This window comes from Streptoverticillium olivoreticuli subsp. olivoreticuli (assembly GCF_003391135.1).
Lineage (GTDB): Bacteria > Actinomycetota > Actinomycetes > Streptomycetales > Streptomycetaceae > Streptomyces > Streptomyces blastmyceticus.
On record NZ_CP031455.1, the window covers coordinates 3,239,594 to 3,254,775 of the forward strand.

Annotated in this window: 15 protein-coding genes; 4 read left to right on the forward strand and 11 right to left on the reverse strand. The window is 73.2% G+C overall.

The window, feature by feature from the left end; genetic code table 11:
- Positions 1–3: 3 nt before the first annotated feature.
- Genes DXZ73_RS13720 through DXZ73_RS13735 form a run of 4 tightly spaced genes read right to left on the reverse strand, consistent with a single transcriptional unit; the run spans position 4 to position 3,744 of the window.
- A complete protein-coding gene (locus DXZ73_RS13720) occupies positions 4–1,035 on the reverse strand; it encodes a 6-phosphofructokinase (protein ID WP_116211278.1) in 1,032 nt (343 codons plus the stop codon).
- Between the two features lie 43 nt (positions 1,036–1,078).
- Positions 1,079–1,750, reverse strand: coding sequence for a response regulator (locus DXZ73_RS13725; RefSeq protein ID WP_116211279.1), 672 nt, complete (start codon positions 1,748–1,750; stop codon positions 1,079–1,081).
- A complete protein-coding gene (gene macS, locus DXZ73_RS13730; RefSeq protein ID WP_240351331.1) occupies positions 1,747–2,970 on the reverse strand; it encodes a MacS family sensor histidine kinase in 1,224 nt (407 codons plus the stop codon). Before macS ends, DXZ73_RS13725 begins: the two co-directional genes overlap by 4 nt.
- A gap of 27 nt (positions 2,971–2,997) precedes the next feature.
- Positions 2,998–3,744 carry a lysophospholipid acyltransferase family protein gene (locus tag DXZ73_RS13735; protein ID WP_205519343.1) on the reverse strand — a complete coding sequence of 249 codons (747 nt, stop codon included), beginning with the start codon at positions 3,742–3,744 and terminating at the stop codon, positions 2,998–3,000.
- A 127-nt stretch (positions 3,745–3,871) separates the two neighbouring features.
- On the opposite strand from DXZ73_RS13735, the gene DXZ73_RS13740 reads away from it, so the two are divergent.
- Positions 3,872–4,651, forward strand: coding sequence for an alpha/beta hydrolase (locus DXZ73_RS13740; RefSeq protein ID WP_116211282.1), 780 nt, complete (start codon positions 3,872–3,874; stop codon positions 4,649–4,651).
- Positions 4,644–5,246: a hypothetical protein gene (locus DXZ73_RS13745; RefSeq protein WP_116211283.1), complete on the forward strand. Its 603-nt coding sequence runs from the start codon at positions 4,644–4,646 to the stop codon at positions 5,244–5,246. Before DXZ73_RS13740 ends, DXZ73_RS13745 begins: the two co-directional genes overlap by 8 nt.
- A 54-nt stretch (positions 5,247–5,300) precedes the next feature.
- Here DXZ73_RS13745 and DXZ73_RS13750 read toward each other — a convergent pair whose 3' ends face one another.
- From DXZ73_RS13750 to DXZ73_RS13775, 6 genes are all read right to left on the reverse strand, one after another.
- The gene (locus DXZ73_RS13750; RefSeq protein ID WP_205519344.1) at positions 5,301–6,050 is read right to left on the reverse strand and encodes an endonuclease/exonuclease/phosphatase family protein; all 750 of its coding nucleotides are present in this window, start codon (positions 6,048–6,050) and stop codon (positions 5,301–5,303) included.
- A 52-nt stretch (positions 6,051–6,102) separates the two neighbouring features.
- Positions 6,103–7,044: an ROK family glucokinase gene (locus DXZ73_RS13755; protein ID WP_116211285.1), complete on the reverse strand. Its 942-nt coding sequence runs from the start codon at positions 7,042–7,044 to the stop codon at positions 6,103–6,105.
- A 57-nt stretch (positions 7,045–7,101) separates the two neighbouring features.
- Complete coding sequence (locus tag DXZ73_RS13760) at positions 7,102–7,563, reverse strand: DUF5304 domain-containing protein (RefSeq protein ID WP_116211286.1); 462 nt, start codon at positions 7,561–7,563, stop codon at positions 7,102–7,104.
- 56 nt (positions 7,564–7,619) lie between these two features.
- Positions 7,620–8,930, reverse strand: coding sequence for an ArsA family ATPase (locus DXZ73_RS13765; RefSeq protein WP_116211287.1), 1,311 nt, complete (start codon positions 8,928–8,930; stop codon positions 7,620–7,622).
- Positions 8,931–8,999: 69 nt separating this feature from the next.
- Positions 9,000–9,452 carry an SRPBCC family protein gene (locus DXZ73_RS13770; protein ID WP_116211288.1) on the reverse strand — a complete coding sequence of 151 codons (453 nt, stop codon included), beginning with the start codon at positions 9,450–9,452 and terminating at the stop codon, positions 9,000–9,002.
- Between the two features lie 70 nt (positions 9,453–9,522).
- A complete protein-coding gene (locus DXZ73_RS13775; RefSeq protein ID WP_116211289.1) occupies positions 9,523–10,296 on the reverse strand; it encodes a metallophosphoesterase family protein in 774 nt (257 codons plus the stop codon).
- Between the two features lie 268 nt (positions 10,297–10,564).
- Here DXZ73_RS13775 and DXZ73_RS13780 point away from each other — a divergent pair, with 268 nt between their 5' ends.
- Complete coding sequence (locus tag DXZ73_RS13780) at positions 10,565–12,361, forward strand: AMP-dependent synthetase/ligase (RefSeq protein ID WP_116211290.1); 1,797 nt, start codon at positions 10,565–10,567, stop codon at positions 12,359–12,361.
- A 276-nt stretch (positions 12,362–12,637) separates the two neighbouring features.
- On the opposite strand, the gene DXZ73_RS13785 is transcribed toward DXZ73_RS13780, so the two are convergent.
- On the reverse strand, positions 12,638–13,780 hold the full coding sequence (locus tag DXZ73_RS13785; protein WP_116211291.1) for a glycosyltransferase family 4 protein: 1,143 nt from the start codon (positions 13,778–13,780) through the stop codon (positions 12,638–12,640).
- Positions 13,781–13,933: 153 nt separating this feature from the next.
- Between DXZ73_RS13785 and DXZ73_RS13790 the strand changes: the two genes are divergently transcribed.
- The gene (locus tag DXZ73_RS13790) at positions 13,934–15,172 is read left to right on the forward strand and encodes a glycosyltransferase 87 family protein (RefSeq protein WP_425315833.1); all 1,239 of its coding nucleotides are present in this window, start codon (positions 13,934–13,936) and stop codon (positions 15,170–15,172) included.
- Positions 15,173–15,182 lie beyond the last annotated feature (10 nt).

Sequence of the window (15,182 nt, forward strand, 5' to 3'; positions counted from 1 at the left end):
GCGTCAGCCGAAGAAGGTGCGGGCCTCCTCGTACAGGCCCGGCGGGACCGTCTTCAAGCGGGCCGTCGCATCGCGCAGCGGGACCCGGACGATGTCCGTGCCGCGCAGCGCGACCATCCGCCCGAAGTCCCCGTCGCGCACCGCGGCGATCGCGTGCAGACCGAAGCGCGTGGCCAGCCACCGGTCGAACGCGCTCGGCGTCCCCCCGCGCTGCACATGCCCCAGCACGATCGTGCGGGCCTCCTTGCCCGTGCGCTGTTCGATCTCCTTCGCCAGCCACTCGCCCACCCCGGACAGCCGGACGTGGCCGAAGGAGTCGTGCGCGGCGGCGCCCTTGAGCACGAGGTCGCCGTCCTGCGGCATGGCTCCCTCCGCGACGACGACGATCGGGGCGTAGCTGGCGCGGAACCGGGAGGTGACCCAGCCGCAGACCTCGTCGAGGTCGAAGCGCTGCTCGGGGATGAGGATGACGTTGGCGCCCCCGGCGAGGCCGGAGTGGAGGGCGATCCAGCCCGCGTGCCGGCCCATGACCTCGACGACGAGGACCCGCATGTGGGACTCGGCGGTGGTGTGCAGCCGGTCGATGGCCTCGGTGGCGATGTTGACGGCGGTGTCGAAGCCGAAGGTGTAGTCCGTGGCGGAGAGGTCGTTGTCGATGGTCTTGGGGACGCCGACGCAGCGGATGCCGTGTTCCTCGTGGAGCCGGGCGGCGACGCCGAGGGTGTCCTCGCCGCCGATGGCGATGAGGGCGTCGACGTCGTCCTTGGCGAGGTTCTCCCGGATCCGGTGGACGCCGTCCGGATCCTTGAAGGGGTTGGTGCGCGAGGAGCCGAGCACCGTGCCGCCCCGGGGCAGGATGCCGCGCACGGCGGGGATGCCGAGCGGCACGGTGCTGCCCTGGACCAGCCCGCGCCAGCCGTCGCGGTAGCCGATGAATTCGTGACCGTAGTCCTGGACGCCCTTGCGGACGGCGGCGCGGATGACCGCGTTGAGCCCGGGGCAGTCACCGCCGCCGGTCAGCATTCCGACCCGCATGACAATCTCCCTTCAGCCGGGGACACCGCCCGGCCGGGAACGGTCAGGCGCCGTCGAGACCTCGCTCTATCGCGTAGCGCACGAGCTCCACGCGGTTGTGCAACTGGAGCTTGCCCAAGGTGTTCTGAACATGGTTCTGCACCGTCCGGTGCGAAATAACCAGCCGTTCGGCGATTTGCTTGTACGAGAGGCCCTTGGCGACGAGCCGCAGCACCTCGGTCTCGCGGTCGGTCAGCCGGGGCACCTTCGGCTCGTCGGGGGCGGCGGGGGCCGGGTCGGCGGCCAGCCTGCGGTACTCCCCGAGGACCAGTCCGGCCAGGCCGGGGGTGAACACCGGGTCGCCCGCGGCCGTCCGGCGGACGGCGTCCAGCAGTTCCTCGGTGCTGGCGGACTTCAGGAGGTAGCCGGTCGCGCCGGACTTCACAGCCTCCAGGACGTCCGCGTGCTCGCCGCTCGCGGAGAGCACCAGGACGCGCAGCGCGGGGTTCTCGCCGACGAGCTCCTTGCAGACGGCGACGCCGGGCAGGCCGGGCAGGTTGAGGTCCAGGACCAGCACGTCGGGGGCAGCGGCGCGGGCCCGGCGCACCGCCTGGGGGCCGTCGCCGGCGGTCGCCACCACGTCGAACCCGGCGGCGGCCAGGTCGCGGGCGACGGCGTCGCGCCACATGGGGTGGTCGTCGACCACCATGACCTTCACGGTCAGCTCGTCGCTCATTTCCCGCTCCCGCTCCCCCGTGGAACTTTCAATTCGACTTCTGTGCCCTGGCCGGGCACGGACAGCAGCTCGGCGCTGCCGCCCAGGTCCCGCAGCCGGCCGCGGATCGACAGGGCGACGCCCATGCGCCCCTCCCGCTCCGCGGCCGCCAGCCTGCCCTCGGCGATGCCCGGGCCGTCGTCCCGCACGGTGACGATCACCGCGTCCGGCTCGTCCTCCAGCAGGATCCAGGCCCGCGCGCCGTCCCCGGCGTGCTTGCGGACATTGTCCAGGGCGGCCCCGACGGCCGCCGCCAGCTCCGCCGCCGCGGCCGCTTCCAGCAGGACGGGCGTGCCGGGCCCGGCGAAGGAGACGGCGGCTCCCGCGCGCGGTGCGAGCAGCGCCCCCACGTCGCAGGGCCCCTCGGGGGGCCGCGGCGGGGCCCCCACTGACCGCAGCAGCTCCACGTCGTCGGCGAGCTGCTCCGGTGAGCCCTGCGGGGGCAGCAGGCCCCCGGCGACCAGGGTGCGCAGGGCGATCTCCTGCTCGCCCGCCATCCGGCCGAGCTCGGCGGCCTCGCCGCCCAGCGCGGCGCCGCGGCGCTGCACCATGGCGAGCACCTGGAGGACGCCGTCGTGGATGTCGCGGGCGAGCCGTTCGCGCTCGCGGGTGGCCGCCTCGATCTGCAGGGCGCGGGCGAGCGTGCGCTCGCTGGCCCGGGCGACCTCCACGATGTAGCCGATGGCGACGCTGGAGACCCACACCAGCAGCACGTTGTGGACGGTGTCGCGGGCCGGGCCGCCGCGCTCGGCGAGGTTGGCGGCGGCCACCAGGGTGGAGCCGACGATCGCCCAGCGCCAGCCGCCCTTGATGGCGCAGCCCAGTACGGCGCCGCCCGCCCAGATGGACGGGAGGGTGGCCGCGCCGCCGTCGATGCGCTCGGCGGAGTCGACGACGGAGGTGAGCAGGATCCCGCCCAGCGCGATGGCCAGGTCGGCGACGAGGAACCGTTTGGTGCAGCGCTCGGGAGAGGTGACCCGGTTCCAGGTCAGCAGCATCCAGAGCGTGAGTGCGCCCATGTAGAGCGCGGCGCCGAGCGGATGGGCGTACTCGCGGTAGTTCAGGAAGAACAGTGCGAGTGCGTAGCCGAGCGTCAGAATGCGGTAGCCGGTCAGCGCGCGCCACAGCGGCAGCTCCACCGACATCCGTACGACGCGCGGCTTCCCGCTGCGCGGTGTCATCGACCCAACCCCCCGGTCCGGGCGCGGCTACGCCTCGGGCCGCTTGTCCGCCTTGTCGAGTCCGGCGGCCTTCGCCGCCTTCTCCTCCTCGGCCTTGCGCTTCGCCTCGTCCGCGATCTGCCGCTTGGCGGCGGTCGCGTAGATGTCGACGTACTCCTGGCCGGACAGCTCCATGATCTTGTACATGACCTCGTCGGTCACCGAGCGCAGGATGAAGCGGTCGCCGTCCATGCCGTGGTAGCGGCTGAAGTCCAGCGGTTCGCCGATCCGGATGCCCGGCCTGATCATCTTCGGCAGGACCTTGCCCGGGGGCTGCACCTTCTCGGTGTCGATCATGGCGACGGGGATGACGGGGGCGCCGGACAGCAGCGCCACCCGGGCCAGGCCGCCGGGCTTGCCGCGGTAGAGGCGACCGTCCGGGGAGCGGGTGCCCTCCGGGTAGATGCCGAACAGCTCACCGCGCTCCAGCACCTCGAGACCGCTCTTGATCGCCGCTTCGCCGGCCCCGCGGCCGCCCGAACGGTCGACGGGCAGCTGGCCCACGCCCTTGAAGAACGCGGCCGTCAGCTTTCCCTTGACACCCGGGGAGGTGAAGTATTCCTGCTTCGCGATAAAGGTGATCTTGCGATCCAGCACCGCGGGGAGGAAGAAGGAGTCCGAGAACGACAGGTGGTTGCTCGCCAGGATCGCGGGCCCCTCGGCCGGGATGTTCTCCAAGCCCTCCACCCACGGCCGGAAGGCAAGCTTCAGCGACCCGCCGATGGACAGCTTCATAGCGCCGTAGAACAACCGAGAACCTCCTGTAGTGACGAGGAGACCTTAACCTGCCTACCCGCCGTGCGGCGCTCCGCGTACGCTGAGGGCCAGACCCCTTTTCCCGTTCCATCGATCGGAGATTCCGGTGCCGCTCCTCCCCGGCGCCGAGCCGTTCCGCCACGACGGCGGAGAGGTCGGCGTCCTCGTGTGCCACGGCTTCACCGGTTCCCCGCAGTCCGTTCGGCCCTGGGCCGAGCATCTCGCGGAGCGCGGACTGACCGTCTCGCTGCCGCTGCTGCCCGGGCACGGCACCCGCTGGCAGGACATGCAGCTCACCGGCTGGCAGGACTGGTACGCGGAGGTCGACCGCGCGCTGGGCGAGCTGCGGGAGCGCTGTTCCGAGATCTTCGTCTGCGGCCTGTCCATGGGCGGGGCGCTGACCCTGCGGCTGGCGGCCCGGCACGGCGACGCGGTCAAGGGCATCGTCCTGGTCAACCCGGCCAACAAGGTGCACGGCCTCGCCGCGAAGGCGCTGCCGGTGGTGCGTCACCTGCTGCCCTCGTCCAAGGGCATCGCCAGCGACATCGCCAAGCCGGGCAACGAGGAGGTCGGCTACGACCGGGTGCCGCTGCACGCGGCGCACTCCTTCCGCCGGGGCCTGCGGGCGCTGGACTCCGAACTGCCCCAGGTGACCCAGCCGTTGCTGCTGCTGCACAGCCCCGAGGACCATGTGGTGCCGCCCGTGGACTCGGCGCGCATCCTGGCCCGGGTCTCCTCGCGCGACGTCACCGAGCGGCTGCTGGAGCACAGCTATCACGTGGCGACCCTGGACCACGACGCCGAGCTGATCTTCGACGAGACGTTCGCGTTCATCAGCCGGCTCTCCGCGGGCGTCGGCGAAGTGGGGACGGCCTCCCGTGGCTGAGCGCGACGCGGACCACGACCGCGACCGCGACGAGAGCCGCGACCCCCTGGACGAGGACGCCGCGTGGGCGGAGCTCGTCGCCGCGTACGGCGAGCAGCCCGACCCCGAGGCGGGCCGCTGGCCCGCCTCCGGCGACGTCGCCGACCCCCCGTCCGGCCCCGCCGGGGGCAAGGACTCCCCCGAGGCGGCCCCGGAGGACCCGGAGGCCGCCGCGAAGGCCCCGACGGCACCGCCGGAGGGCCCGGACCGGCCGGTGGGCAGCTTCGTCGTCTACGCCCCGGGGGTGGGCCCCCGCGACTGGGACACCCCGGGCGCCACGGGCGACGACGACTTCGACGAGCCGGACGAGGGCCACTTCGTGCCCCCGGAGCCGCCGCCGGTCCCCACCGGCGACGTCACCGCCCGCTTCGCGTGGATCGCGGTGCTGGGCGGCCCGCTGCTCCTGCTGATCATGGTGCTGCTGCGCCAGGAGCTGACCTGGTGGATCACCACGCTCGGTGTGGGCGGCTTCCTCGGCGGCTTCGCGACGCTGGTGCTCCGCATGAAGGACAGCGACGAGGAGGACGACGACCCGGGCCGCGGCGCGGTGGTCTGACCCGACCTGGCCCATCCGGAGGCTGAGGTCCGGGGTCCGGGTCGGAGCCCCGCGCTACGAAGCCGGCACCCGCAGAGCCGCCAGCACCGGCAAGTGGTCCGTCGCCACCCGCAAGTCGACCTCAGCCACCCCCGGCAATCCCATGGGCACGCCGCACCCCAGCACCTCGACCCCCTCCGTCGCGAAGACCGCGTCGATGCGCTGGAGCGGGTCGCCGAGCCGGGTCGTGTGCTCGCGCCCCCACGGCTTCGTGGCCCAGCCGTCCTGGAGCGCGTCCGCGAGGAGGCCGAACGTCCGGCCGTCGGGGCGGTCGTTGAGGTCACCGGCGGCGACGGCGTGCGGGACGTCCAGGGCGGCCAGCGTGTCGAGCAACAGCTTCCCCTGCCCGTACCGCTCCTGGTCCTTGATGCTCAAGTGGCAGCTGAGGACGCCGAGCCGGGCCCGGCCGAAGCGCAGCACGGCGGTGGCGAAGCCGCGTTGGTGCAGTCCCGGTGTGCGGGGCAGCAGGATGTCCTCCGTGCGCTCCACGGTGGCCCGCAGCGAGGACAGGACCATGGGCCCGGAGGCGGTGGCCCCGCCGGTGACGTATACGAGCTCGGACGTACGGGCCAGCCGGGCCGCGGCCTTGCGCCAGCGGAAGAAGCGCGGCGCTTCCTGGACGCAGACGACGTCGGGGGCGCAGGCCCGGATCACCCGGGCCAGCGCCCCCACATCGTCACGCATGGAGCGGACGTTGTAGCTGAGCACGCGGACGACGGCCGAACCGTCGGACTCCGTGCGCGACGGGGGCAGATCCGCGAGCATCATCACTCCTCGGTGCTACAACGTCCGGAAAAGCCCTCACGGGCCCCTTGTATCAGCCCTGGCGGGCCAGGTCCGCCGCGCCCACGAGGCCCGCCTTGCCGCCCAGTTGCGCGGCCAGCACCTGTGCGTGCGGGCGCCACTGGCCGCCGACCAGCCAGCGGCGGAAGGACTTGCGGATCGGGTCGAGGACGAGGTCGCCCTCGTCGGAGACGCCGCCGCCGACGATGAACGCCGACGGGTCGAAGAGCGAGGCGAGGTCGGCGAGGCCGGCACCGGCCCAACGGGCCAGCTCCCGGAAGGAGTCGATGGCCACCGGGTCGCCCTGGCGGGCCGCGTCGCTGATGTGCTTGCCCTCGATACCCTCGGGGGTGCCGTCACCGAGGCCGAGGAGGATCTCGGCGTTCTCCGGGGTGGCCTGGGCGCGCTGCCGGGCGTAGCGGACGAGGGCCCGCCCGGAGGCGTACTGCTCCCAGCAGCCCTGGCTGCCGCAGCCGCACAGCAGGCCGTCCGGCACGACCCGGATGTGGCCGAACTCGGCGGCCACGCCGAAGCGTCCGCGGCGCAGCTTGTTGCCGATGATGATGCCGCCGCCGAGGCCGGTGCCCAGCGTGATGCAGATGACGTCGTCGTGGCCCTGGCCGGCGCCGAAGCGGTACTCGCCCCAGGCTGCGGCGTTGGCGTCGTTCTCCACGACGACCGGGAGGCCGACGCGCTGCTCGACCTTGTCCTTCAGCGCCTCGTGGCGCCAGTTGATGTTCGGGGCGAAGAGGACCGTGGCCCGCTTGTCGTCCACATAGCCTGCGGCGCCGATGCCGACGGCCTCGACCTCGTGGTCGGCGCTGACCGTGCGCACCGCGTCCGCGATGGCGTCGACGACGCCTTCGGGTGTCGACGGGGTCGGTACCTTGCACGTCGCGAGGATCTTGCCCTCCTCGTCGACCACGCCGGCCGCGATCTTCGTGCCGCCGATGTCGACGCCGATGGTGAGTCCCATGTGTCCCTCAGTTATTCGCTCGAACCCCGCCGCGACCCACCGTACCGGAGGCCCAGGTCAGTCGAGGTCGATGCGCTCGGTACCGCCCGCTCCCGCATCGCCCCGGCCGGGCCCTTCGGGCCGCTCGGCGGGCTTCGCGCTCTCGCCGCGCGTCCAGCGGGCCTCCTGGCCCTGGACGGCCGCGCGGTAGGCGGCGAGGAGCTCGGAGCCCGCGGAGGCGAGGTGGTCGAAGACATCGGGGTTGCGCTCGATGACCGGTTCGACGGCGGCCTTCGCCTGGGCGATGACCTGCTGGACGACCTCCTGGGCGGCCGCTCCCGCGAGCGGCAGCTGGAGGGCGGAGACCTTCTCGGTCACGGCGTCGACGAGCTTGCGCAGCTCCTCGGCGGCACTGCCGGGCTGCTGGTCCCGGCCTCTGCGGCGGGCCCGCTCCGCGGCGAGATCCTCGGCGCACGCCTGCTCCCAGGCATCGGGATCGGCCGCCGCGTCGGGTGCGGGGCGCTCGGTGGCATCGCTCATGGCGGACTCCTGCGACTGGAATTTCCTCCGACGTTACCTGAACGGTGGAACGGCGTTCAGACGGTCCGCGGCCAGAGGGCGGGGTCGGGCGTGAAGCGCACGCACAGCGCCCCGTCGCGCAGGCCCGCGCCCGAGACGGTGCAGCGGCGCAGCGCCGACGGCAGGGGCAGGACGCGGCGGAACGGGCCGACGCCGACGATGAGTTCGTCGCCCCGGCGTATGAGGTCGAGGGCGTCCCGGTCGGCGCCGGGCAGCGGCAGCCGCCAGAGCAGCACCCCGTCGGCGGCCAGCCGGTCCTCCACGGTCCAGGCGTCGGGCTCGGGGCCGGTGGCGGGCCAGCCGTCGAGCTCGTCGGCCAGGCCCTCGCCCTCGACGATCCCGACGGTGCCGCCCGCGCCGCCGATGGTCGTCGACGCGGCGGCGGCGACGAGCGCGGCGAGGTCCTCGTGGCCGCGGGGGTCACGGCCGAGGTGCGGCAGTTCACAGAGGGTGACGCCGTCGATCAGGTACTCCTCGTAGAGCGCCTTGAGGGCGGTCTGCTGCTCCGCGACGAGCCCGGCCAGCCAGGAGTCTCCCGCGGCGCCGTCGCCGACGGGGAGCACGCGGTTGGCGACGAGGGCGTCGAGGCGGCAGCCCTGGAGGGCGAGCCCGGCGCGGGCGAGGCGCAGCGCCTCGACGGCGAGCGGCCCGGGGTCGGCGACGAGGCGTACGGTCGTGCCGCCCGCCTCGATGACGTCCTGGACGGCGGCGAGTTCGGCCTCCCAGCGCTCCGCGGTCTCGTACAGGCGCTGCGCGGGCATCGGCACCCCGGCCAGCTGGGCGAGCATCGGGCGCAGGGCGCGGGCCGCCTGCCGCTCGGCGGGCAGCAGCCGCCGCAGGTAGCGGCGCAGCTGCTCGGGCAGGGCGAGGAGGCGCACGGTCTCGTGCGCGGGCGGCATGTCGACGACGAGCAGGTCCCACGCGGCGGCGGTGTGGGCGGCGCGCAGGGCGGCGAGGACGGCGAGCGGCTCGGCGCCGGGGAGTTCGGTGAGCTCCTCGGGGTCGAGGGGGGTGGCGCCGAGGAGGTCGAAGAGGGAGGCGCCGCGCTCCTGGAGGTCGCGGGCGCGGTCCTGGAAGTGCTCGCCGGTGGCGACGCGGGCGGCCCACAGGCCGGGGGCCGCCTCGACGGGCCGGGCCCAGGGCGCGTCGGCCGTGCCGTCCGCGGGCGGCAGCGGCAGGGCGGTGCCGAGCACCGCGTCGGGCGCGGGGCCGCGGTCGGTGGTGAGCAGCAGGACGCGGCGGCCCCGCCGGGCCGCGGCGAGCGCCGTGGCCGCGGCGGCGGTGGTGCGGCCCGCGCCGCCGGTGCCGGTGACGAGGACCGTACGCAAGGGGGGTGCCTCCTGATGTGACCTGGTGTGGTGCGGCGCCGTTTGCCGGGGCTCCGCCCCGGGCCCGGGTCAGGACTTCGCCGCGCCGCTCTCCACGCGCTGCTTCAGGCCGTCGAGGGCCCGGTCGATGATGACCTTCTCGGCCTTGCGCTTGATCATGCCGAGCATGGGGATCTTGACGTCGACGGTGAGCTGGTAGGTCACCTTGGTGTGGCTGCCGCCGGCCTCCGGCTCCAGGCTGTACGAGCCGTCGAGCTGCCGCAGCATCTGGGACTTGACCAGGGACCAGCTGACGACGTTCTCCGCGGGCCAGCTGTAGGCCAGGGTGTGGTCGTCCTTGATCGCGCCCGCGTCGAGGACGAGGCGCACCTGTGCGGCGCGGCCCTGCTCGTCCTTTTCGAGCACCTCCGCCTGCTTGACCTCCCCGGTCCACTCCGCGTAGCGGTCGAAGTCTGCGATCACCGCCATGACCTCGGCAGGGGTCGCCTCGATCGTGATGCTCGAGCTGGTGTGTTCCGCCATCTCCGTGGCTCCTCCGTACCGGTCCCGCCGCCTCGTATGCCTGCCGGTGAAGGCTACATCCCGGCGTGCGTCACCACTCCAGCACCCAGGGTGTACCGCTGGAGGCGAAGTGGCCGACGTTGACGCACTCGGTCGCGCCGATGCGCATCCGGCGCGCGAGCGGCTGGTGGACATGGCCGAAGAGCGCGTAGCGGGGGCGGGTCGCGCGGATCGCCTCCAGCAGGGCGGCGCTGCCGGTCTCGAAGCGGCGGGCGACGGTGTCGTAGCAGAGTTCGGGCACGTCGGGCGGGATGTGCGAGCAGAGGACGTCGACGTGGCCGAGCGCCTCGATCTTGGCGGCGTACTCCTCGGCGTCGATCTCGAAGGGCGTGCGCATGGGCGTCCGCAGGCCACCGCCGACGAAGCCGAAGACGCGGCCGCCGATCTCGACGCGCTCGCCGTCGAGGACGGTGGTGCCGGGGGCGGCGTACTCCGGCCAGAGCCGGGGGATGTCGACGTTGCCGTAGGTGGCGTAGGTGGGGGTGGGGAAGGCGGCGAAGAGTTCGGCGTACTGCTTGCGGACCGCGGACTCGATCGCGGCGTCGCGGTCGATGCCGGCCCACAGGCTCCGGCCCAGCTCGCGGGCCTCCTCGAAGCGGCGGGCGGTGCGCAGCTCCACGATCCGGTCGGCGTTCTCCACGCCGAAGAGCTCGGGGAAGATGCCGCGCGAGTGGTCCGCGTAGTCGAGGAAGAGGATGAGGTCGCCGAGGCAGACCACGGCGTCGGCGCCGTCGCCCGCCCGTGCGAGACCCTCGCTGTTGCCGTGTACATCGCTGACCACGTGAACTCTGAAGCCACCTCGCATACCGATCACCCTAGGGTCTGCGGGCAGCCGTCCGGAAGGTCCCCGACCTGCGGTTACTTCCCGGTCACCAAGCGGAGGGGCTAGGGTGCGGAAGGCGGTCCGGTGGCGTGTGACGCACAGAACATCTGGGCGCCACCCCTATTCGAAAGCCGTACTGGTGGGTAACGTCCGGGCAGTCCAATACCCCCCTTGCCTGATCATGGACCGCAGCCGACGCAGCGCCCCTCAAAGACGCGGCGGCGCCGGCGCCCGACGAGGAGCAGCAGTCTTGCGCGAGTTCAGCCTTCCGGCCCTCTACGAGGTCCCTGCGGACGGAAACCTGACGGATCTGATCCGCCGCAACGCCGCGCAGCGCCCCGACGTCGCCGTCATAGGCCGCAAGGTCGACGGCCGCTGGGAGGACGTCACCGCCGCCGCCTTCCTCGCCGAGGTCCGCGCCGCGGCCAAGGGACTCATGGCTTCCGGTGTCCGGCCGGGCGACCGCGTGGGGCTGATGTCCCGCACCCGTTACGAGTGGACGCTGCTGGACTTCGCCATCTGGAGCGCGGGCGCGGTGACCGTGCCGGTGTACGAGACGAGCTCGGCCGAGCAGATCCAGTGGATCCTCGGCGACTCCGGCGCCGTCGCCTGCCTGGTGGAGACCGAGGCGCACGAGAGCGCCGTCGCGTCCGTCAGGGACCGGCTGCCGGAGCTGCGGCACGTCTGGCGGATCGAGGACGACGCCGTGGGCCGGCTGGGCACGGCCGGGGAAGGACTGACCGACGAGGAGGTGGACGAGCGCAGCGCGCTCGCGTCCGCCGACTCGCCCGCGACCATCGTCTACACCTCCGGCACCACCGGGCGCCCCAAGGGCTGCGTGCTGACCCACCGCAGCTTCTTCGTCGAGTGCGGCAACGCGGTGGAGCGGCTCAAGCCGCTGTTCCGCACGGGCGACTCCTCGGTGCTGCTCTTCCTGCCCACCGCCCATGTCTTCGGGCGGCTGGTCGAGATCTCGGCGGTGCTCGCGCCCATCAAGCTGGGCTGCGTCCCGGACATCCGGAATCTCACGGAGGAGCTCGCCGCCTTCCGGCCGACGCTGATCCTCGGCGTTCCGCGCGTCTTCGAGAAGGTCTACAACTCGGCGCGCGCCAAGGCGCAGGCCGACGGCAAGGGCAAGATCTTCGACCGGGCCGCGGACACGGCCATCGCCTACAGCCGGGCCATGGACAACCCCGGCGGGCCGTCGTTCGGGCTCCGCGTCAAGCACGCGATCTTCGACCGGCTCGTCTACGGCAAGCTGCGCGCGGTGCTCGGCGGCCGGGCGACCCACGCGATCTCCGGGGGCGCGCCGCTGGGCGAGCGCCTCGGTCACTTCTACCGGGGCATCGGCTTCACCGTCCTGGAGGGCTACGGCCTCACGGAGTCCTGCGCGGCGACCGCCTTCAACCCCTGGGACCGGCAGAAGATCGGCACGGTCGGGCAGCCGCTGCCCGGCTCGGTCGTCCGGATCGCCGACGACGGCGAGGTGCTGCTGCACGGCGAGCACCTCTTCCAGGGCTACTGGAACAACGAGGCCGCCACCGCGGACGCGCTCTCCGACGGCTGGTTCCACACCGGTGACCTGGGCACGCTCGACGAGGACGGCTACCTCACGATCACCGGCCGGAAGAAGGAGATCATCGTCACCGCGGGCGGCAAGAACGTCGCCCCCGCGGTCATCGAGGACCGCATCCGCGCGCACGCCCTGATCGCCGAGTGCATGGTCGTCGGCGACGCCCGCCCGTTCGTCGGCGCGCTGATCACCCTCGACGAGGACTTCCTGCCGCGCTGGCTCGCCGACAACGGCAAGCCGGCCGGCACGACGCCCGCGGAACTGGCGGACGACCCGGACCTGCTGGCGGCCGTGCAGAAGGCTGTCGACGACGGGAACGCGGCGGTCTCCAAGGCGGAGTCGGTACGGAAGTTCCGCATCCTGCCGGCGCAGTTCACGGAGGAGTCGGGGCATGTGACGCCGTCGCTGAAGCTGAAGCGGAATGTTGTGGCGAAGGACTTCGCGGACGAGATCGAGGCGATTTACCGCGGGTAGCGGCGGCTCTGGGTGCGGGTGCGTTGCGCCTGCGGCGGAGCGCCCTGCGGGCGCGTCCTCAATCGCCGGACGGGCTGGATTTTCCAGCCCGTCCGGCGATTGAGGACAGCGCGCGAAGCGTGCTCCGGGGTCTGGGGCGAAGCCCCAGTTCGGGAAGGGGCGGGGCTGGGGAACAAGCGCCCACCGGGCCGCACCCGAGCACGGGTCCGGGGCGGAGCCCCAGCCGCGGCGGAGCCGAGCATCGGACGCTGCAGGAAGGGGCAGGGCTGGGGAAAGTTACAGCAGCTCCCGCAACCGCTCCGCCAGCAGGTCCCAGCGCCACCGCTCCTCCACCCACGCCCGCCCCCGCGCCCCCATGCGCGCGCGCAGCGCGGGATCGCGCAGCAGCGTCACGATGCGGTCGGCCGACTGCTCGGCAGAACCGCCCCGCACCACAAACCCCGTCTCACCGTCCAGCACCGCATCCGGCGCCCCACCCGAATCACCCGCCACCACCGGAAGGCCCGTCGCCGACGCCTCCAGGTAGACGATGCCGAGCCCCTCGACGTCCAGCCCGCCCCGCCGCGTGCGGCACGGCATCGCGAAGACGTCGCCCGCCCCGTAGTGCGCGGGCAGCTCCTCCCACGGGACGGGGCCGGTGAAGCGGACGGCGGCGGCGACGCCGGTCTCTTCGGCCAGCTTGCGCAGGTCCTTCGCGTAGGGGCCGCCGCCGACGATCAGCAGGACCGCGTCCGGCACGGCCGCCAGGATCCTCGGCATGGCCCGGATCAGCGTGTCCTGGCCCTTGCGGGGGACGAGCCGGGAGACGCAGACGACGACGGGGCGGTCGGCGAGCCCGAGGCGGGCCCGTACGGCGTCGCCGCCGGAGCCCGGGTGGAAGGTCTTCTCGTCGACGCCGGGCGGCAGTTGGACCATCCGCGCGGCCGCTTCGGCGGTCAGCGCGCCGGCGATCCGGGACCGGGTGTACTCCCCCAGGTAGGTGAGGGTGTCCGTGCCCTCCCCGATCCGCCGCAGCAGCTGCCGGGAGGCGGGCAGCTGCGCCCAGCCCGCCTCGTGACCGTGGGTCGTGGCGACGAGCCGCCGGGCTCCGGCCCGGCGCAGCGCGGGCGCCATCAGCCCGAGCGGCGCGGCGGCCCCGAACCACACGGAGGAGCAGCCGTGTTCGCGCAGCAGCCCGGCCGCGCGCCGGGTGACCCGGGGGGTGGGCAGCAGCATGGTCGTGCGGTCGCGGACGACCGGGAAGGGCTGCTCGGCGTCGAAGCGGGCGGTGGCCTCCGCGCCCTCCTGGCCGCGCTTCCAGGTGGAGGCGTAGATGACGATCTCCGACGGGTCCAGGCGCAGCGCCATGTTGTGCAGGAACGCCTGGATGCCGCCGGGCCGGGGCGGGAAGTCGTTGGTGACGATCAGGGTCTTGTCCATCGGGCCCGACAGTACCGGGTGTCCGGGGGCGGCGATCGGGCGGCAACGGCGCCGTGTACCGGCACGTCACCGGCCACGGGCGGTCCGGGCGGGCATCATGCCTTCCAGCGGCGGGGTGCTCACGGCAGGTGAGGACCGTGAAGAACGAGGTGGATGATGGCGGGCGCTGGATTGCGGCTCTCGATCGCGGTGTGGGCCGTCACCCGGGCCGTGCTGCTGTTGTGCGTGTTCCGGGTGTGGGTGATGCCGGGTTCCGACGTCTCCGTCGACATCGAGGTGATCTACCAGGGCTGGTACGGGGTGCTGCGCACCGGCATGTTCCCGTACGACGACGTGACCTGGCAGTACCCGCCGGCCGCCGCGCTCGCCGTGCTCGCCCCGGGGCTGCTGCCGTTCCTCGACTACGCCCCGGCGTTCTTCCTGGTGTGCTTCCTCGCGGACGCCGCGGTCCTCGCGCTGCTGCTGTACGCGGTGCGGGGCGGCAGGCGCAGCGCGAAGGGGGTCTGGGTGTGGGTGGTGGGGGTGCCGCTGCTGGGTCCGATCGTCTACGCGCGCTATGACGTGATGGTGACGGCCGTCGCGGTCGCGGCCCTGCTGGCGGCGGGCCGCCGGACCCGGCTGGCGGGGGTGCTCATGGGGTTCGGCGCGCTGCTGAAGGTCTGGCCCGTGCTGCTGCTCGTCGGGACGCCGCGCGGCCCGCGCACCCGCGCGGCCTGGACCGCCGCGGCGCTGGGCGCGGCGGCCATCGGGCTGCTGTTCGCGGTGACGATGCCGGGGGCGCTGGCGTTCCTGACGTTCCAGCGGGCCCGTGGCACGGAGGTGGAGTCGCTGGGGTCGCTGGTCTTCCATCTGGGCCGGCACGTGGGCTGGCACGGTCACGCCCGGCTGAACTACGGCTCGGTGGAGTTCCTCGGGCGGTACGTCCACACGGTCAGCAGGCTCGCGCTCGCCCTGACCGTGCTGGCCTTCGGCTGGCTGCTGGTGTGGCGGCTGCGCGCGCGGAGGTTCACGGCGTGCACCCCGTCCGACGCGGCCTTCGCGGCCGTGCTGCTGTTCACCACGACGAGCCGGGTGATCAGCCCGCAGTACGTGGTCTGGCTGATCGGCCTCGCCGCGGTCTGCATGACGATGCGGACAACGCGTCAGGGCCTGCCCATCGCGCTGGTGCTGCTGGCGGTCCCGCTGACCCAGCTCGAATTCCCCATCTGGTTCTCCCATGTGGTGGCCAGTGACAAGCTGGGCGTCGCGACGCTGGCCCTGCGCAACACCCTGCTGGTGGTGGCGACGGTCGTCTCCTGTGCCCGGCTGTGGCGGGAGACGGTGACCAAGGCGGGGCCCTCCGGTGCGACGGACCCGCCGGCGGAGAAGGAACCGGTGCTGACCGCCGGCTGACCCGGTGTCC